This is a genomic window from Microbacterium sp. NPDC055502 (genome assembly GCF_053643635.1).
The window spans coordinates 48982-68472 of record NZ_JBSHKJ010000002.1 but is presented as its reverse complement, the minus strand read 5'-3'; the positions used below and the strand labels follow the sequence as shown (position 1 = coordinate 68472).

Annotated in this window: 10 protein-coding genes and 1 tRNA gene; 4 read left to right on the top strand and 7 right to left on the bottom strand. The window is 72.3% G+C overall.

Going from position 1 to position 19491, the window contains the following annotated elements; all coding sequences use genetic code 11:
* The first annotated feature begins 10 nt into the window (after positions 1-10).
* Complete coding sequence (locus ACWH95_RS11340) at positions 11-1207, top strand: aminotransferase class I/II-fold pyridoxal phosphate-dependent enzyme (RefSeq protein ID WP_136035597.1); 1197 nt, start codon at positions 11-13, stop codon at positions 1205-1207.
* A gap of 9 nt (positions 1208-1216) precedes the next feature.
* On the opposite strand, the gene ACWH95_RS11335 is transcribed toward ACWH95_RS11340, so the two are convergent.
* Positions 1217-2023, bottom strand: coding sequence for a carbon-nitrogen hydrolase family protein (locus ACWH95_RS11335; protein ID WP_136029957.1), 807 nt, complete (start codon positions 2021-2023; stop codon positions 1217-1219).
* A gap of 80 nt (positions 2024-2103) precedes the next feature.
* Between ACWH95_RS11335 and ACWH95_RS11330 the strand changes: the two genes are divergently transcribed.
* Positions 2104-2177, top strand: a tRNA-Met gene (locus ACWH95_RS11330).
* A gap of 146 nt (positions 2178-2323) precedes the next feature.
* Here ACWH95_RS11330 and ACWH95_RS11325 read toward each other — a convergent pair.
* Both ACWH95_RS11325 and ACWH95_RS11320 read right to left on the bottom strand, forming a co-directional pair.
* Positions 2324-5245, bottom strand: a complete 2922-nt coding sequence (locus ACWH95_RS11325) for a UPF0182 family membrane protein (protein ID WP_136029959.1) — start codon at positions 5243-5245, stop codon at positions 2324-2326.
* Positions 5246-5326: 81 nt separating this feature from the next.
* Positions 5327-6418, bottom strand: a complete 1092-nt coding sequence (locus ACWH95_RS11320) for a YlbL family protein (protein WP_206251501.1) — start codon at positions 6416-6418, stop codon at positions 5327-5329.
* A 118-nt stretch (positions 6419-6536) separates the two neighbouring features.
* Here ACWH95_RS11320 and ACWH95_RS11315 point away from each other — a divergent pair, with 118 nt between their 5' ends.
* Positions 6537-7970, top strand: coding sequence for a zinc-dependent metalloprotease (locus ACWH95_RS11315; protein WP_136029963.1), 1434 nt, complete (start codon positions 6537-6539; stop codon positions 7968-7970).
* An 822-nt stretch (positions 7971-8792) separates the two neighbouring features.
* Here ACWH95_RS11315 and ACWH95_RS11310 read toward each other — a convergent pair.
* Both ACWH95_RS11310 and nudC read right to left on the bottom strand, forming a co-directional pair.
* Positions 8793-10514 carry an ATP-dependent helicase gene (locus ACWH95_RS11310; protein ID WP_136029965.1) on the bottom strand — a complete coding sequence of 574 codons (1722 nt, stop codon included), beginning with the start codon at positions 10512-10514 and terminating at the stop codon, positions 8793-8795.
* Positions 10511-11392 (bottom strand): NAD(+) diphosphatase, encoded by an 882-nt coding sequence (nudC, locus tag ACWH95_RS11305; RefSeq protein ID WP_454120684.1) that lies wholly within the window; start codon positions 11390-11392, stop codon positions 10511-10513. The genes ACWH95_RS11310 and nudC overlap by 4 nt, the downstream gene beginning before the upstream one ends.
* A gap of 64 nt (positions 11393-11456) precedes the next feature.
* Between nudC and ACWH95_RS11300 the strand changes: the two genes are divergently transcribed.
* Entirely contained in the window at positions 11457-12836 is a 1380-nt protein-coding gene (locus ACWH95_RS11300; RefSeq protein WP_454120683.1) for a hypothetical protein, read from the top strand.
* Here ACWH95_RS11300 and ACWH95_RS11295 read toward each other — a convergent pair.
* Both ACWH95_RS11295 and ACWH95_RS11290 read right to left on the bottom strand, forming a co-directional pair.
* Entirely contained in the window at positions 12782-16306 is a 3525-nt protein-coding gene (locus ACWH95_RS11295) for a UvrD-helicase domain-containing protein (RefSeq protein ID WP_454120682.1), read from the bottom strand. The genes ACWH95_RS11300 and ACWH95_RS11295 overlap by 55 nt on opposite strands.
* Complete coding sequence (locus tag ACWH95_RS11290; RefSeq protein WP_454120681.1) at positions 16270-19482, bottom strand: ATP-dependent helicase; 3213 nt, start codon at positions 19480-19482, stop codon at positions 16270-16272. The genes ACWH95_RS11295 and ACWH95_RS11290 overlap by 37 nt, the downstream gene beginning before the upstream one ends.
* Positions 19483-19491: the final 9 nt, after the last annotated feature.

Below are 19491 nucleotides of genomic sequence, written 5' to 3'. Positions count from 1 at the left end.
CCTGTTCTTCATGAGTGTCATACCCGGCGCATGGCAGCGCACGGCGGCCGGTGCGGGCCTGCTGTCCGCAGACGGGACCGTCGCGCCCACCATCTTCGCAGAGATGTCCGCCGCGGCGGCCAGAACCGGCGCGATCAACCTCGGCCAGGGCTTCCCCGACGAGGACGGGCCGGCGGAGGTGCTCGAGGCAGCGAGGGCAGCGATCGCCTCCGGCGCCAATCAGTACCCGCCGGGACGAGGCGTCCCCGACCTGCTCACCGCGATCTCCGAGCACCAGCGGCGGTTCTACGGTCTCGAGGTCGACCCGGACACCGAGGTCATCGTCACAGCCGGCGCGACCGAGGCGCTCACCGCGACGCTCTTGGCACTGATCGACGGCCCCGACGACGAGGTCGTGGTGTTCGAGCCGTACTACGACTCCTACGCCGCAGCGGTCGCCCTGGCCGGGGCCCGGCTGCGGACCGTCCCCCTGCGCGCGCCGGACTTCCAGCCCGATCTCGCACAGCTCGCCGCGACCGTCACCGACCGCACGCGCCTCATCCTCGTCAACGACCCCCACAATCCGACCGGAGCGGTGTTCGGCCCCGAGGTGCTGGCCGAGATCGTCCGGCTGGCTGAGCTCCACGACGCCGTCATCGTCACCGACGAGGTGTACGAGCATCTGACCTTCGACGGCCCGCACACGCCGATCGCGACCCTGCCCGGCGCGGCCGAGCGCACGCTGACCATCTCGTCCGCGGGCAAGACCTTCTCGGCCACGGGATGGAAGATCGGCTGGGTGCACGGACCTGCGGCGCTCATCACCGCCGTCCTCACCGTGAAGCAATACCTCACGTATGTGAACGGCTCACCGTTCCAGCCGGCTGTGGCACGGGGACTCCGCCTCGACGACGCGTTCTTCCGCGACGCCACCACCACGCTGGCCCACAAGCACGAGATCCTCGGGGACGGCCTGCGCGCCGCGGGCTTCGTGGTGCACGCGCCCCGGGGCGGCTACTTCACGGTGGCCGACGCCAGCGCACTCGGCGGGTCGGATGCCGCGGCGTTCTGCCGCACCCTCCCGGAGCGGGCGGGCGTCGTCGCGATTCCTCTCACGGCCTTCGTGTCGGCCGAGCATCGGGCCGACTACGCCGGACTCGTGCGTTTCGCCGCCTGCAAACGCACCGAGGTGCTCGAGGAGGCCGCCCGCCGCCTCGCCTCCGCCTGACGCGGGTCCTCAGCGCGGCACGACGTCGTAGCGGCGCAGGCGCAGCGCCGGGTTCACCTGCCGCACCCGCTCGACGGCCGAGCGCTCCATCACGCCGACCGCCATGCCGGGCGCGCTGCCCACTCCGGCCAGGACGACCCCCTGCGGATCCACGATCTGCGAATGCCCGACTCCGATCGGTGCCGGGTGATCGGCCGCCACCGCATAGACCGTGTTCTCGATCGCGCGCGCCGCGAGCAGCGTCGTCCAGTGATGCTCCTTGAGCGGACCGCGCACCCACTCCGCCGGGACGACCAGTGCGTCGACGCCCGCGACCGCCAGGAGCCGGGCGACCTCGGGGAACCGGAGGTCGTAACAGGTGAGCAGCCCGAAGCGCAGCCCAGCGACCTCGAACACCGCGGGCTCCGTCAGCTCGCCGGCCTCGATCCAGTCGGACTCGGTCTGACCGAAGGCGTCGTACAGGTGCTGCTTCCGGTAGACCGCGAGCACGCCGCTCCCGTCCACGGCCACGACGGCGTTGCGCACGTGCCCCTCGGTGGACGCCCGCTCCACGAGCCCGGCGACGATCACGACCGCGTACTCCCCCGCGAGAGCGGTGAGCGTGGACACAAAGTCGCCGTCGAGTGTCTCCGCGTGCGTGGCGAGACTCTCGTCGAGCGGGTCGACGAAGTAGCTCGCGTACTCGGGGAACACGACGAGCTTCGCGCCACGCGCCGCCGCCTCGGCGGTGAGCGCCGCGATCGTGTCGCGGTTGTCCTCGCGGGAGGCGGTCGGGGCGAACTGGCACACGGCGACGGCGACGGCGGTCTCGGACATGGCCCCATCCTCTCGCACCCCCGGGACTCCCGCGCTCGATTCGACGACCCTCGGAATCCGTGATAAGTTACTTCTTGTGCCGCGGGGTGGAGCAGTTCGGTAGCTCGCCGGGCTCATAACCCGGAGGTCGCAGGTTCAAATCCTGTCCCCGCAACAAGAGAAGGCCCCTGATCAGGAGAAATCCGATCAGGGGCCTTCGCCTTTCCCTGCGCGCGCTGGCCCCGCCCGCCCTCTGTCCGTCCGGCGGATACGCGAATGGGCGCCCCCGCAGGGACGCCCATTCGTCTCAGCCTCGCAGGATCACTGCCCCGCGGCGCCCTCCAGCTCCAGGAGCTTCTCGACGGCCGCCGTGAGGCGCTTGTCGGCCTCACCGAACTTCTCGAGGTCACCCTCGGCCAGCGCGGCCTGCCGGTCGAGCAGGGCCTGCTGCGCGGCAGCCAGCGCGTCGGCCTGGGCGTCCGTCGGCGCGGTCGGCTCGGTCGGGGTCTCCCCCGTGTCCGGATCCGTCGTGCCCGGATCGGTGCCCGGATCCGTCGGCTCGACCTCGTCATCACCGCCGGTGGCGCCGGAGTCCCCGCCGAACAGCGTGTCGAGCGCCTCGGTGAGCGTGTTCTCGAAAGCGACCCGGTCGCCGAACGCGACCAGCACCTTCTGCAGACGCGGCAGCTGCGTGCCCTCCGACGACTGCACGTACACCGGCTGCACGTAGAGCAGACCGCCGCCGACGGGCAGCGTGAGCAGGTTGCCGTAGATCACCTCGGACTCCCCCTGCTGGAGGAGGTTCAGTTGGGGCACCACGGCGGTGTCCGAGTTGTAGGTGTTCTGCACCTGACCGGGGCCGGGCACCGTGGTGTCGGTGTCGATCTCGAGCATGCGCAACTGCCCGTACCCGTCGGCCTTCACGCCCTTCTCCGACCCGGCGTCCGAGTCCACCGCGAGGTAGCCCATCAGCACGTCTCGGCTGCCTCCCGCGCCCTGCGACGCCGGGATGAAGGTCGAGAACATCGAGAACCGGGGCTGGTCCTGACCGGGCATCTGCATCGTCAGGTAGTACGGCGGCTGCAGCATCGCCTCGCTGCGCGGGTCGTTCGGCGTCTGCCAGCGGTTGTCCTGCTGCGCGAACGAGCCGGCCTTGTCGACGTGGTAGATGCCGAGGATGTCGCGCTGCACCTTGAACAGGTCGGTCGGGTAGCGCACGTGGCTCATGAGCTCGCCCGACATGTCGCTGATCGGCTTGAGCGTCGACGGGTACACCTTCTGCCACGTCTGCAGCACCGGGTCCTCCTCGTCCCACGCGTAGAGCGTGACCGAGCCGTCGTAGGCGTCGACGGTGGCCTTGACCGAGTTGCGGATGTAGTTGATGTCGTCGATCGCGAGCGAGGGCGAGGTGACGTTCGAGTCGGCGATCGCGTCGGACAGGCTCACGCTCGTCGAGTAGGGGTACGTGGAGCTGGTGGTGTAGCCGTCCACGATCCAGACGATGCGACCGTCCACGACGCTCGGGTACGGGTCGCTGTCGAGCTCGAGGTACGGAGCGACCTTCTGCACGCGCGTCTTCGGGTCGCGGTCGTACAGGATCTGCGACTCGTCGTTCACCAGGTTCGAGAACAGGATCTGCTCCGACTGGAACTTCAGCGCGTAGAGCAGCTTCGTGAACGTGTCGCCGATCTTCGGACCGCCGTCGCCGTCGAAGGTCGTCTTCGTCTCGCTCGAGCCGTCCTTGCCGCGCGGGTAATCGATCTCCGCCGGCTCGGAGCCCTCCGGGGCGCCGACGATGGAGTACTCCGGGGAGTTCTCGCCGAAGTAGACGCGCGGCTCGAAGTTCTCGCGGTCGGTCAGGAAGCCCGAGCTCGGGATGCCGCGCTCGAGGAACACCGGCTCACCGTCGCTCGTGCGCTGGTTGCCCGCCGCGGCCACGAGGCCGTAACCGTGGGTGTAGACCGCGACGCGGTTGTTCCAGTTGTCGCCGTCGCCGAGGCCCGACATGTCGAGGTCGCGCACCGAGACCACCGTGTCCTGCATGACGCCGTCGATCTCATAGCGGTCGACGTCCATCGTGGTCTGGAACTGGTAGTAGCCGCGGTACTGCTCGAGCTGACGCACGGTCGGCGGGATGACCTTCGGGTCCATGATGCGGATCGACGCCGTGGTCTCGGCGTCGGCCCGCAGCTGGCCGGCCGCCGCATCGGTCTCGGCCTCGAAGGCGGTGGTCTCGAGGTTCGCGACCCCGTAGGCCTCCTTCGTGCCGTCGATGTTCCGCTGGTAGTACTCCGCCTGGTACGCGTTCTGGTTCGGCTTCACCTGGAAGGTGGTGACCACCCAGGGGTAGCCGACGCCCACGACCAGCGAGGCCACGATGAGCAGCGCCGTCGCGGCGAGCGGGAACCGCCAGCGCCCGATGACGGCCGTGACGAAGAAGAGGATCGCGACCACGGCGGCGATGATCGCGAGGATCGCCAGGCCGGGGATCGTCGCGTTCACACCGGTGTACGCGGCACCCGTGATGCGGTCGTCCGGCGTGACGAGGGTCTTGAAGCGGTCGAGCCAGAGGCTCGCGGCCTGCACCAGGAGATAGAGACCGGCGATCACGGCGAGCTGGATGCGCGCCGGCTTGGAGATGCGCAGCTCGCCCTGGCCGATGCGCACGGAGCCGTACAGGTACGACACGAGCGCGGTGACCAGCAAGCACAGCAGCAGCACGGCCGACACGAACGCGAGCAGGATCGAGTAGAACGGCATCGCGAACATGTAGAAGCCCGTGTCGACGCCGAACTGCGGGTCGACCGTGTCGGTGGCGACACCGTTCGCCCAGAGCCACACCGTCTTCCAGTTGCCCGCCGCCGCGAAGCCCGCGAACAGTCCGAAGAAGATGGGCATGCCCCACATGGCCAGGCGGCGCAGCGGCTCGATGACCTCCTGATAGCGGTCGAGCTGCGAGCTCAGACGCACGTAGACCGGGCGCAGACGGTAGGCCAGCTGGATGACGACGAACAGCGGGACCGCCATGCCGAGGAAGCCGACGACGAACATCACCGCCGTCGCGATCCACTGCGTGGTCAGCACGCCGGTGAACCCGACCTGGTCGAACCAGAGGAATTCGGTGTAGAGCGAAGCGAAGACGAAGAACGCCGCGATCAGCGCGGCGATGATCACCAGCGAGATGCCGAGGATTCGTCGAGAGGTTCGTGGCGTGGCCGGGTTCGGGGCTGAGGTCGAGGTCACCCCTCCATCCTAGGCACGGGCGGCTGTGCGCAGGCTGTCACGCCGGTCACGGCGACGTCACGGCGCGGAAGGCCACCCGGCTCAGGTGGCCGGGATCTCGCACGTCGGGAGTCCGCTCGTGTCCCCGCCGTCCGCGATGACGTCCAACGCCGCCAGCGACTCCTCCAGCGTCGCCGTCCGGATCACCTGCAGGCCATCGGGCACGTGCCCGACCACCTCGTCGCAGTTCGACGCCGGAGCCAGGAAGTAGTCGGCACCCGCGTCGCGCGCACCGTAGAGCTTCTGCCGGATGCCGCCGATGGGGCCGACGTCGCCCTCCGCGTCGATCGTGCCCGTTCCCGCGACGTCCTTGCCGCCGTTGAGCTCGCCGGGCGTGAGCGTGTCGATGATGCCCAGCGCGAACATCATGCCGGCGCTCGGGCCGCCCACGTTGTCGAGCTGGATGGTCACGTCGATCTCGAAATCGTAGTCGGTGCGCAGGGTGATGCCGACCAGCCAGGTCGTGGTCCCGCCCTCCTCGTGCTTCTCGGGCGTCACCTCCACCACCTGCTCCGCGCCATCGCGCTGCACGGTGAGGGCGACGGGGTCGCCACCCGCATCCTGGATCGCCTCGCGCAACCGGGTGGCCGAGGTGACGGGCGTGCCGTCGACCGCGGTGATCACATCGTCGGGTTCCAGCAGCCCGTCGGCCGGCGAGTCCTCGACCGCACCCACGACGACCACCTGCGCGCCGGTGTCGTAGCCGAGCTCGTTGAGCGCTGCAGCCGTGGCCTCGTGCTGCGAGTCGACCATGAGCGTCGCGTTGCGCTCGTCGCGCTGCTCCGTGGTCACCCCCTCCGGGAACACGGAGTCGAGCGGGACGACCGCCCGCGAGGAGTCGAGCCAGGCCAGCGCGAGCTCGAACCAGCTGGGCGTGCGCTCGCGGTTGCCGACCACCTGCACCGTCGTGAGGTCGAGCGTGCCACCCGTCTCGTACGTCTCCGCACCCTCCACGCTGATCAGCGGTACCTGCTCGCCGTCGGCGTTCTTGGCGGTGCCGAGGGTGTCGTACACGGGACCGGGACGCTGGATCACGTACGGCGACGGCAGGAAGGTGAGCACCGCCAGGGCGGCGAGCGCGACGATCAGCGCCCAGACACCGAGTCCGAGCTTTCCTGCGCGCGGTCGTTCCACAGCATTCCTCCGTCGTTCGCGAGCGGCGTACAGCGATCTGCCCGCACCGGGGTCACGCACTGAAACCTGTGACTAGCGTAGATGCCACGGCTACAGACGTGCTGAGAGGGCGAGCGACATGGCAGACAACGACCCGAACCCGGAGGACTTCCAGGAGTTCCTGCGCCGGATGCTCTCGAACCAGGGCGGCGGCGACATCGACCCGGAAGCGCTGCGGGACGCCTTCCAGGGCATGGACGGGTTCACGCTCGACCCCGCGATGATGCAGACGATCATGGCGCAGCTCCAGGGTGCGTTCGGCGGCGACCCGTGGGAGAACGCCCTGCGGCAGGCGCTGCACATCGCCAACCGCGAGGGCCAGGGCATCTCCGACGGCTCGCGCACCTCGATCGCGGACTCCTTCGCGCTCGCCACCCTCTGGCTCGGCGAGGCGACCACGATCTCCGAGCTCGCCGAGGCGCCCACCGCCATGACCCGCGGCGAGTGGGTCGAGAAGACGTTGCCGGTGTGGAAGGAGATCGCCGGCCCCGTGTCGACCAGCATCGCCGACGCGCTGACCTCGGCCCTGGACACGCAGGTGCCGGAGGAGATGCGCGGCGTGGTGCAGGGCGCGGGGCGGCTGATGCGCGGACTCGGCGGCTCGGTGTTCGCCGCGCAGTTCGGTCAGGTGCTGGGCAACCTGTCGCTCGAGGTCGTCTCGGGCGGTGACGTGGGGATCCCGGTGCTCCCCGCCGGCACCGCGGCCGTGATCCCGCAGAACCTGACCGCGTTCGGCGAGGGCCTGGAGATCCCGGAGGACCAGATCGCACTGTACCTCGCGACGAGGGAGCTGGCGTACGCCCGGCTGTACCGGCACGCCAAGTGGCTGCACCTGCACGTGATGGCGCAGATCACCGACTTCGCCCGCGGCGTGACGGTGGACGTCGACGCCCTGGAGGACGTGGCGAGCCGGCTCGACCCCTCCGATCCGGAGGAGCTGCGCGCCGCGATCGAGGGCGGCGCGCTGCTGCCCACCCAGACCGAGGCCCAGCGCGAGGCGCTCGCGCGGCTGGAGAACCTCATCGCGACGATCGACGGATGGGTCGACGTGGTCACCGCGCAGGCGACCTCTCGGCTGCCGGACGGCGCGCGGATCGCGGAGGCCGCGCGACGTCGCCGCGCGGTCGGCGGCCCGGCGGAGGACGCCCTCGGCGCCCTGGTCGGGCTGAAGCTCCGCCCCCGGCGGATGAGGGAGGCCTCGGCGATGTGGCAGGCCGTGACCGACGCGGTCGGCGTGGCCGCGCGCGACTCCCTGTGGGACTACCCCGACCTCATGCCGAGCGCCGAGGACATCGACGACCCCACGGCTCTCATCGCGCGGCTCCAGGCCGCCGAGCGCGGCGAGCAGCCCGTGGCCGACGAGTTCGATGAGGCGCTCGCCCGTCTGCTCGACGGCGACGACTTCTCCGGCGAGGAGGAGGGGCGCGACTCGACCTCCGCCGACGGCACGGAGGAGCGCGACGACCGCGATCAGGACGGCGATGCGGCACCGGAGGGCGACCGCCCGGTCTGAGCCCGCCCGCCGTGGCGCGACCGTCGCGGCACTCCTCCTCCCCGGGCGCGGGCACCCGCCCGAGTTGTCCACCGATGCGCACGCGTGCTCTCCGCGCACGGACGGTCCGCACGAGAATCGGACGGATGCCACTCACCCCGCCCACCCTCACCCGCCTCGACCCGGCGCGACCGCTGCTGTGGCGCGACGCCACCACGCTGCAACTCGGCGACGACGGGACCCTCCGCCTTCCCGCGGAGCAGTCCTGGGTGGAGCCGCTCCTCAGCCGTATGCGCCGCGGATTCCGGCGCAGCGCGTTCGACGTGATCGCCCATGCGGCGGGCGCCCCCTGGGACGACGCCCGACGGCTGCTCGCCCTCGTCGACCCCGCACTCACCGACGACCTGTCCCCCCTCCGGGCCGTCTGGACGAGCAGCCTCGGTCTCACGGATCCGCGGGCCGAAGGACGACTGCGGGAGGCCCTGGCCGACGAAGGCGTTCCGGCGGGCGCTCCGGATCAGGCGGATGCCGTCGCGGTCGTGCTGGTACCGGGAGCGGCAGCGGCCGTGCAGTTCGCCGTGCACCTGCGCGAGGACCGCCCGCACCTGCCCCTGGCCTTCGAGCCGGGACGCGTGACCGTGGGCCCGCTGGTGATTCCTGGCGAGACGCCGTGTCTCAGCTGCCGCGACATCGAGGACACCGAGCGCGACCCCGCGTGGCCCCTCGTGCACAGTCAGTTGATCGGGCGCGACCCCGGGCGCATCCCCGCGTCGCGAGTCGGCGAAGCCGCTCGACTCACGGCCGTCCTGCTCGCCTCGTCCGACCCCGCCCGGCTCGTGCGGGTCAGCGCCGACGGGCGGCGCGTGTGGCGTTCGGTGTCGTTTCGCGCAGAATGCCTGTGCCGCGAGCCGTCGTCCCCATCTCGGCCAGGAACCGCGACGGTGCCCGCTCCCCTCGACCTGCCGATCGCGACCAGGAGATCTCCAGCGTTCGCGCGGCCCGCGTGACGCCCACATACGCCAGCCGCCTCTCCTCGTCGATCGCCTCGAACGTCGTGGCGTAGGAGATCGGCAGCGCGCCCTCCGCCCAGCCCGCGAGGTATACGTGCGGCCACTCGAGGCCCTTCGCCGCGTGCAGCGTGGACAGGGTCACGGTGCGCAGCGTCGGCTCGTGCTGGTCCTTCGCCCGCGCCATCAGCGCGTCACTGAACGACCGCAGCGTCTCGTCGGGTCCCGCCTCCTCCGCCAGGCGCAGGATCGCCCGGCGCGCCTCCCAGCCGTCGCGCTGCGCACCACCCGCGGCGGGCGGCTCCTCCGTCAGACCCAGCTCCTTCAGCACGCGGCGGACACCGGGCAGGAAGCCATGCTCGGTCGGGGCCACGGCCGCGGCCCGCAGTGCGAGGATCGCCTGCCGCACCTCCGGCATCGCGAAGAACCGGGTGCCGCCGAGCACCGAGGTGGCGATGCCCTCCGCGGCGAGCGCCTGCTGCAGCACGGCCGACTGGGCGTGGGCGCGGTACAGCACCGCGATCTCGGCGGGCGAGGCTCCGGCCGCGATCCGGGCAGCGACACCGGCCGCGATGCCCGCCGCCTCGTCGGACTCCGAGTCGTACGCCGTGACGGTCGGGGCATCCGCAGTGAACTGCTCGCGGGCCGGGACGAGCTCGAGTGCGCCGGGTCGACCCCGCATCAACGCATTGGCCGCCGTCAGGATGGGCTCCTGCGACCGGTAGTTGGTCTCCAGTCGCACGACCGTGGCATCCGGGTGGCGGCGCTCGAACTCGAGCAGGAACCGCTGCTCGGCGCCCGCGAAGGAGTAGATCGTCTGGCTTGCGTCGCCCACCACGCAGATATCGCGGCGGTCGCCCAGCCACAGCTCGAGCAGTCGGTTCTGCAACGGGGAGACGTCCTGGAACTCGTCGACCGTGAAGTGGCGGTACTGCTCGTGCACCGAGGCCGCGACCCGCGGCTCCGCCTCGAGCATCCCGGCGCACGCGAGGAGCACATCCTCGAAGTCGAGCTGATGCCGCTCGTCCTTCAGCGCCTCGTAGCCGCGCATCAGCTCGACGAGCTGTCCCGCGTCGATCCCGCTGATGGGTCGGCCGAGCTCCGCGTACCGGTCGATCGACAGCATCGACACCTTGCGCCACTCGATCTCGGAGGCGATGTCGCGCAGGGTCGCCGTGCTCGGTCGCAGGCGCAGCGCGTCGGCCGCCTGCCCGAGCATGCGCACCTTGTTGTCGATGATCGACGGCGCGGGCGAGCCAGCCAGCGTGGGCCAGAAGAAGTTCAACTGCGCGAGCGCCGCCGCATGGAACGTGCGAGCAGCGACGCCCTCCACGCCCAGGGCACGAAGGCGTCCGCGCAGCTCGCCGGCCGCCTTCGCCGTGAACGTCACCGCCATCACGCGGGACGGCGAGTACGCGCCGGTGTCGACGCCGTGGGCGATGCGGTGCGTGATCACACGGGTCTTGCCCGTCCCGGCCCCCGCGAGCACGGCGACGGGGCCCCGCAGGACGGAGGCCGCTGCCCGCTGCCGCTCGTCCAGGGCGTCGAGTGCGCTCACGCGCGCTCCTCGTACCACTGCACGATCAGGGCGCGCGCGATCGACGCGGGGCCGGGGAGACCGACCGGCCCCTCCCCCGCGAGCGCGGAACCGATCTCGTCGCGCGTGAACCAGCGCACGTCGATGATCTCCTCGCCGTCCGCGCGGGCGGCCGCCTCGTCCTCGACGACGGCCCGGAATCCGACCATGAGCGAGCGGGGGAACGGCCACGCCTGCGAGGAGACGTACCGCACGTCGGAGAGACGCACCCCCGACTCCTCCTCGATCTCCCGGTGCACCGTGGACTCGAGCGACTCGCCCGCCTCCGTGAAGCCCGCGAAGCACGAGTACATGCGGCCGCCCCAGTTGGCGTTCGCCCCGAGCAGCAGCCGTTCACCGTCGGCGCTCTCGACCGCGACGATCACCGCGGGATCCGTCCGGGGGAAGTGCTCGCGCCCGCACACCAGGCAGCGGCGCGACCAGCCGGCCTGACGCAGCTCGGTACCGCCGCCGCAGGTCGGGCAGAACGGCGCGTCGCGCAACCAGCCGGCGAGCGCGACGGCTCCCACCAGCACCTCCGACTCCCCGGCGTCGATGCGGCCCCCCAGGTCGCGCAGCCCGAGCCAGATCTCGTCCGGAGCGGCGTCGAGGGCGTCGGTCTCCGGCGGCGCGGCGGCCAGGAGCAGCACCGCGCCGTCGGCGTCGCGGCCGAGCAGCGCCCAGGTCGCCTCCCCCACGGCGTCGGGCGCGACGCGGACGAGCGTTGAGTCGACCACGCGCACGCGGCCCTCGCGCACGACGATCACCCCGGCCTCGGCCTCGCTGCGCAGACGGTCGATCACGCCGGGCTCCTCACGGAGCTCCGCTGCGCGGTCGAAGAACGGACGCGGAATGCTCATCGACTCCCCCTTTCACGGGCGTGGCGGAGGCGGGACCGCCCCTGAGCCCACCTACCCTGGGGGCATGGGACGCTCTCCATTCACTCTAGCCGCGGCGGTGACGGCCGCACTTCCCGGCGCTGAGGTCACGGGCACCCGAGCGCTCACCGCCGACGGCGACGGCCGCTTCGACTCCGCCGTCGCCTCTCTCGCCGACGGCAGGGAACTGGCGATCCGCGTGGCCGACGACGACGATGCGGCGCGCGAGCTCGCGGCCGAGGCCATCGCGTTGCGCGCGCTCACCGACGGCGCCCGCGCGATGCTGCCCTTCCGTGCCCCGGCGTACGTGGGCGAGACACGCCTGGGTGACGGACGTGCGCTGGTGACCGAGCTGCTGCCCGGCTTCCAGATCGACGCCCCGATGGTGCCGGCGGGTCGTGGCGCCGCCGAGTCGATGGGCGCCGCGATCGCCGCCGTGCACGGCATGCCCACCTCCGTCGTCCGCGGCGCGGGGCTCCCCACGCGCAGCGCCGACGAGAGCCGCGCCGAGCTCGAACGACTCGTCGACACCGCCGCCGCCACCGGCCGCGTCCCCGCGCGGCTCACCGTGCGCTGGCGCGACGCGATCGCGGACGACGAGCTGTGGCGCTTCGAGTCCACCGTCGTCCTCGGCGGGGTGCAGGCGACCTCCTTCCTGTTCGACGACGACCCGCACGAGGGCCCCCGGGTCACCGGGCTCGTGGGCTGGCACGGGCTCGCGGTGGGCGACCCCGCGGTCGACCTCTCCTGGCTGTCGGCCGCGCCGGAGGCCGCCACCGATGTGCAGGCTGCCTATGCCCGCACCGTCGACCGTGGCCCCGACGCCGGGCTCGACGCCCGTGCCCGGCTGCTCGCCGAGCTCGAGTTCGCGCGCTGGCTGGTTCACGGCGACGCGCTGCACCGCCCCGACATCGTCGACGACGCCGCCGCACTGCTCACCGCTCTCGCGGAGGGCCTGAACGACCGCGGGATCGCGACCGCCGAGCGCCGCAGCGGCGTGGACTCCGCGATGGAGGCACTCGACCGGGTCCCTGTCGCCCGCGCGCCCGAGGTCGACACGTCCATGCAGACCGACGCCTACAACCCCGACGACCTGTGGGTCGCGGACGCCGAGGCGCGGGACGACGCGGAGCCCGGCTCCGCTCCGGCAGAAGCGGACGCGGCCAGGCCGTGGAGTCGTGCGACGCGGAGCGACGCCGAGGCTCCGGCGGGCGACGCCCCGCGCTTCAGCGCGGTCGAGCTCGACACCGAGGACCTCTCCGGCGTGCGCTCCGGGTTCGCGGGGACGCACGGCTCGCGTGACGTCGACGCGGCGCCCACCCCGGGCGGCCACGACGGAGGCGCGGACGACGGGGACGACTCCGAAGAGGCTCAGCGGGCGGCGCGCGCGGCACTCCAGCGCTGGAAGAGCTCCTCCTCCGAATAGACCCGGTCCCCGCGGATCACGAGGTCGTCTGCGACGTAGTACAGCGCCACGTCGATCTCGTCGAGCGGCACCCCGAAGCGCCGGTGGTACGCGAGGCGGTACAGCGCGAGCTGCAGCATCCGCTCCTCCCGCTCCTCGGCCGTCTGGGGCGCGCGGCCGGTCTTCCAGTCGACGATCTCGATGCGGCCGCCACGGTCCGCGCGGCGGTACACGGCATCGAGTTTGCAGATCACGATGTGTCCGCGCTCGTCCTCGTACCCTTCCCCGCCCGCACCGAGCGCGAAGTCGATCTCGATCTCGACCGCCAGGGGCTGCAACGACCCCCACTCGCTCTGCTCGAACGTGCGCTGCAGCACCGCGAGGTCGGCGGCGTCGGCCACCGCGCCGGGGCCGGCGCCGTCGAACACGGCGTCGGCGAACGGCTCGTCCTCGTCCTGCTCCCACAGCGCCTCATCGACGCGGGAGCCGACCCCCACCAGTTCGGAGCGCTGCTCGACCCAGGCGTGGAACAGCGTGCCCAGGCGCGTCTGCCGATAGGGACGCTCCGGCATGGGGCGCACGATCGACGCGAGCGTTCCCGCGTAGTCGGTGACGTAGTCCTTGAAGCGCGACGCAGGGACACGGGTCGGAGCGTCCGCCGCAGTGCCCCGCTGGCGGGCCTCGCGTTCCGCCAGCAGTCGCTGCAGCTCGGGCGTGGGGGTCGCGGTGCCCGATCGCAGCTCCTCCTCGACCGCCGCCGCGGCAGGCATCACCACGGGTCGCCGTGCGCCGAGCGGGTCGAGCGGCCAGTGCAGGGTCGCACCCGGACCGTCGTACGGGTTCTCGTCGGGGTCCACGCCATCGATCGGCGCGAGGCCCCGCACCTCGATCGCCTCCAGCAGATACGGGCTCGGAGTGCGCGGCGCCTTCTGCCCCGCCCAGTGCGCCCCGGTCAGCAGCAGGTCGCTCCGGGCGCGGGTGATCGCGACATACGCCAGGCGCCGCTCCTCCTGGCGCTGGTACTCGCGGTAGGCGTCCTTGAAGCGCTTGAGTGCGCCGCCCTGAGGGTTCGCCTGGGTGGCGCCGCCCGACAGCGAGGCCTGCGCGAGCTTCTGCCGCTTGACCGGATCGGTCTCGGCACCCACCGCGTCCTCCGGGTCCCACGTGAACCTCGGCAGCGCGTCACGGTCGCCGCGCAGCTCGAACGGCACCACGCCGAACCCGAACCAGCCCGACGTGTCGGCGATGCGACCGGGCAGTTCGTCCACCACGAGTCGCACCACCGCCACCGCATCCCATTCGAGCCCCTTGGAGCCGTGGATCGTGAGCAGCTGCACCACGCCCGGCTCCGGCGGCTCGGGGCGCGGCATCAGTTCGTCCGTGCTCTCCGCCTTGTCGAGCCACGCGAGGAGGCTGCCGATCGTGCCGCGGTCGTCGGCGGCGAGGAACGCACGGACCTCGTCGGCGAAGGCTCGCAACTGCGTCGCCGCGATCCGCGCCGGTCCGCGGGTCTCGTTCGCGGCGAGCTCGATGTCGAGACGGAGCTCCAGCTCGATCAGACGGATCAGTTCGGGGATCGGTTGCGACGACGCGCGGCGCAACCGCTCCAGCATCTCCCCCGCGGCGCGGATCCGCGCCCTGCCCTCCGGGGTGATGGCCTCGAGCAGGCGGTAGTCGTCTCGCACCGCGCGCACCACGTCGACCGCGTCCACGATCGACACGGCCTCGTCCGCTCCGCGCGACGAACGCAGCCGCACCCGCACCTCGTCCGGGAGCGGGAGCATCGTCGTGTCGCGCTCGGCCAGCGTGCGGCCGAGGTCGTACAGCGCCGCCATGTCGGCGACTCCCACCCCGAAACGCGGTCCGGTCAGCAGCCGGATGAGGGCCGAACCGGCGGTGGGGTCGTGCACGACCCGCAGTGTGGACACCACGTCGACCACCTCCGGCGTGGCGAGCAGGCCGCCCAGCCCGAGAATGCGGTGCGGCACCCCTCGGGCCGCCAGCGCCGCTGCGAACGTCTGCATGTGACGCTTCGAGCGGAACAGGATCGCGCCCGTGTGCGGGGATCCGGCCCGCGCCCCCTCCCCCGCGTCGTGTGCGGCGCGGCGCTGCACGAACCAGTCCGCCACCGCCGCCGCCTCCTCATCGACCGTGAGCGGGAAGCGCACCTCCACGCCGCCGTCACCCGCTCCGGGACGCGCCTCCAGCGGCGGCACGTCCAGTCCGGGGCGCTGCAGCGGCTCCAGCACCCGGTTAGCGATGTCGAGGATGCCCCGGTCGTTGCGCCAGCTCGTCATCAGGCTGTACGTGCGCACCGCCCCCGCGCTCGCGAACGACCGGGAGAACGCGTAGAGGTTGTCGGCGCTGGCTCCGCGCCAGCCGTAGATCGACTGATGCGGGTCGCCCACCGCCATGACGGCCGTATCGCGGAACAGCTCGGCGAGGAAGCGGGTCTGGATGACCGAGGTGTCCTGGTACTCGTCGAGGAGCACGACGCGGTGCTGCTCGCGCAGTTCGGCCCGCACATCAGGGGCCGACTCCACGATGTCGTAGGCGCCGCCGACCTGATCCGCGAAGTCCAGCACCCCCCGGCGCTGCTTCTCCGCGATGTACTCGCGCACCAGGGCGGTGAGCGTGGGCAGGCTCAGCAGGTTGATCGCCGCCTTCTCGACGTCGGCGTTGCTCCGGTACGGCTCGAACGCGCGCGCCTGCTCCACCGCGATGCGCTCGGCCAGCGCGAGGTCGACCCGGTGGTCCAGCGCGTCACCGGCCAGGCGCTGCACCGCGTCGATGACCGTGCCGAGCGCGTAGTCGATCTCCTCCAGCTGCGGAAGGTCGCTGCGGAGCACCACCTCCCGCGCCAGCATCCAGGACGCCGCCTGACTGAGCATGGCGACATCGGGATCACGGCCGATCCGGGCCGCATGCTCGCGCACGATCCCGTCCGCGAACGCGTTGTACGTCGACACGCGCGGTCGGATCATCAGGTCTTCCGCCGTCCGCGGCGCTGCCGGGTCCCAACCCGTGTCGAACCGACGGGCGAGGTCGTCGAGGACCGTGGCGCGCACCAGGTCGCGCTGCCGTCCCGACGCCGCCTCCGCCACCCGGTCGAGGGCGTCGCTGCGGACGATCGCGGGCAGGTGCGGCAGCAGTCCCCGTCGGCCGTACTCGTCGACGACCGCGAGACGCGCACCGATCCGCTCCGCCAGCTCGCCGGCGGCCTTGCGGGTGAAGGTCAGCCCGAGGATCTCGTCGCGCCGCACGCGACCCGTCGCCACGAGCCACACCACGCGCGCCGACATCGTCTCGGTCTTGCCGCTGCCCGCCCCGGCCACCACGAGCGCCGGCTCGAGCGGGGCCTCGATCACCTCCTGCTGGGCGGGAGTCGGCGTGGGCAGGCCGAGCGCCGCGGCGATGTCGGTCGCCGAGAGCACCACCTCGGACGCCGCCACGGTCACGAGCTCACCGCCGGGACCGTGTGGATGCGGCACGGGTGCACGCGGCGCTGCGTGTCGGCGCAGTGCGACTCGACCTGGGCCGTGAACCCCGCGGCCGACATGCCCCGCGCCACCTCCGCCACGCGCTGCAGGAACTGCCGCCGCGCATCGCCGTCGAGCGCGTGCTGATGGGCGATGCGGTAGTCGCTCTTCGCCAGGGTCTTGGAGACGATCACGAGTCGCGCGCCGCCGAGCGACCCCGGGGTCGCGCCCGGCACCAGCCCCTGTTGCACCGCGATCTGGTACGCCGCGAGCTGCGCATGCTCCCGCACCGCACCGTCGGTCTCCGGGTCGGTCTTGCCCGTCTTGAGGTCGACGACCACGGTCGTGCCCTCGGCGTCGCCGGTCATGCGCTCCCATCCCCGTCCTCGCGCGTGCGGGTGGTCACCCGCACCGGTGGGATACGACTCCACCCGATCGATGTACCCGTGCACGATCGCCCGGTGTGCCCGCTCCTCGTCGACCGGATGCACGGTCGGCTCCTCCGCGCCCTCCCGGGCATCGACCGCGAATCGGAACTCGACCTCGCTGCCGAGCACCCGGCCTCCGTCGCGCGCGACATCGCCGAGATACGTGTGCAGCCGGTCGACGAAGAGGTCGGCACGACGACGCTCCTTGCGTCCGATCCACTCGGTCTCGAAGTCGAGTTCCGGCCAGTGCTCGGCGACGATCGCCCGCATGCGCTCGAGGTCGCCGTCGGGCACGCGCTCCATGGCCTCGTGCACGATCGTGCCGATTCCCGCCGTCGGGGGCATGACGGTGTCGCCGCCGAGGGCCGAGACCACCCAGTTCAGGCCGCACTCCTCGAACGACTCGACCGCCGACGGCGACACGCGGGCACCCGAGGTCGCGAGGTCGCGCAGCGGAGCCCGCGTGGATGCCGGCCGCACGCCGTACCACTCGGCCGGGTCGGCTCCCGGCACGCCCTCCCGCGCCAGCACCGCCAATTGCGCTGCGGCTTCGCGCCGCAGCGGCTCGGCCGTCACCGTGGTGAGCGTGCGCCGGTGGCGCGCGACCAGGCCCCGCAGGGTGAGCGGGTGCTCCGCGGACGCATGCCTTTCCGGGGGCTCCGGGGGCGGAAGGAAGCCGAAGAACGGGCTGGGGGTGAGGTCATCGTCGTCGACCGCCGTGATCAGCAGTCGGCCGCGGGCGCGCGAGATCGCCCGCACGAACAGACGGAGCTCGTCGTGCAGGGCCGCCCGTCGGCGGTCGAGCACACCGGGCGGCTCGTCGGGCACACCGGTGCGGGCGGCGGCGAGCGCCCCGGGCAGCCGCCACGTCTGCAGGAGCCCGCCGCGCAGCCGTACGTTGGGCCAGACGCCGTCCTGCACCCCGGCGACGACGACCGCGTCGAACTCCGTGCCCAATGCGGTCGCGGGGGTGAGCAGGGTGACCGTTCCGGGACGCTCCGGCGTCGACAGCGTGTCCTCCGGGACCTCGCTGTCGAGGATGGCGCGCACGAACACTTCGGGCTTCTCGTTCGGCGTGCGCTCCACGAACCGCTTGGCCGCGTCGAACAGGGCCACCAGCGCGTCGAGCGAGCGCGCGGTCTCCGCCCCGGTCGGCAGCAGCGAGATCTCCCGCCACGCCACCGACAGCCGGCGACCGTCCACCGCCCTGGCCTGCTCCCACACGCGCCACAGCAGATCGTGGATGGTCTCGCCCTCCGCGGCGGCCCTGGCGACCGCCTCGACCGTCTCCGCGAAGCGCTCCGCCGTGCGCGACTCGGGGGCGTCGATGAGGGTGAGGGTCGCGGGCTGCGACAGAGCCTGACGCAGCAGTTCGCGCGCGGGCGTCGATCCCCCGTCGGCGAGTTCGAGATGCCGCAGCCGCGCCCTGAGTCGGCGGAGGGCGATCGCATCCATGCCCCCGAACGGCGTCCGCAGTGCGTCCTCCCATGCCTGCACCGTCCGCTCCTCGTCGGGGGTCAGCGCGAGACGGACGATCCCGACGATGTCGCGCACGATCCCCTCGCTGCCGAGCGGTCGCTGCACCCCGGCGGCTCGCGTGGGGATCTCCCGCGCCGCCAGCTCGGTCTCCAGGGCGGTGACCTGACGGGTGTCGTGGGCGATCACCGCCATCCGATCCCACGGCACTCCGTCGCTCAGGTGCCAGTCGCGCATCACCCCCGCGATGCGGTCGAACTCCTCGTAGGGCGACGGCGCGAGGAAGGTCGACACGACGGCGGCCTCGTCCTCCCCCGTGAGCGGCGCGGGCGCCCGCCGATGCTCCACGCGCCCCGACACCCCGATCGCCTGCGTCACGGTGCGGGTGAGCGCGGTGAGCGCGGCGTGCTGTCGGTGCGCCCCGTCGAGCACGTGCACGTCGCCGAGCGCCCCCGCCAGCTGCGAGAAGAGCTCGGGGCTCGCGCCACGGAACGCCCCGGACGAGATGTCGGGGTCGCCGAAGGCCAGCACCGCGACCCCGCGGTCGAGCAGGGCGCGGACGACCGCGATGCCCCCGCGCGTGAGCTCCTGCGCATCGTCGATCAGCACCGCGCGCACGGGCGCGAGCGGGCCGAGGGTGGCGGCATCGGCCGTGCGCAGGATCGCGCTCGCCTCGCTGAGCAGGTCGGCCGCGTCGCGGTGGGCCGACCGCAGGGCGTCGAGCACCGTGCGGTACTCCACCAGGAACTCCGCAGCGGCCGCCCACACCTCGTTGCCCGACGACCGCAGCTCCTCGGGGTGCACGCCCAGCTCGGTGCACTCGGCCAGGAACGCGCGCAGCTCCGACCGGAATCCTCTCGACGCCCGCACGGAGGCGCTGAGCGACTCGGGCCAGGCGATGCGGCCGTCCTCCGTGTCTCCCGCGAGCAGCTCCGCGATGATGCGGTCCTGGTCGGCGCCCGTCAGCAGCGCGGGCGGCTCGGCGCCCTCGCGCACCATCGCCCCGCGGACGAGCTGGAAGGCGAACGAACCGAGCGAGCGGGCGAGCGGGCCGGGGGTCGCCTGTCCCACGCGCACGCCGATGCGATCGCGCAGCGCCGTCGCGGCCTGTCGACTCGGGGTGAGCGCGAGCACCTCTTCCGGCCGCAGCCCCTCCTCGTCGATGAGCCGCACGATGCGGTCGACCAGCACCGTCGTCTTGCCGGTGCCCGGGGCACCGATGATGACGCCGGACGCGGTCGGCGGCGCCATGATCACGGCACGTTGAGCGGCATCCGAAGTCATGTCCTCCAC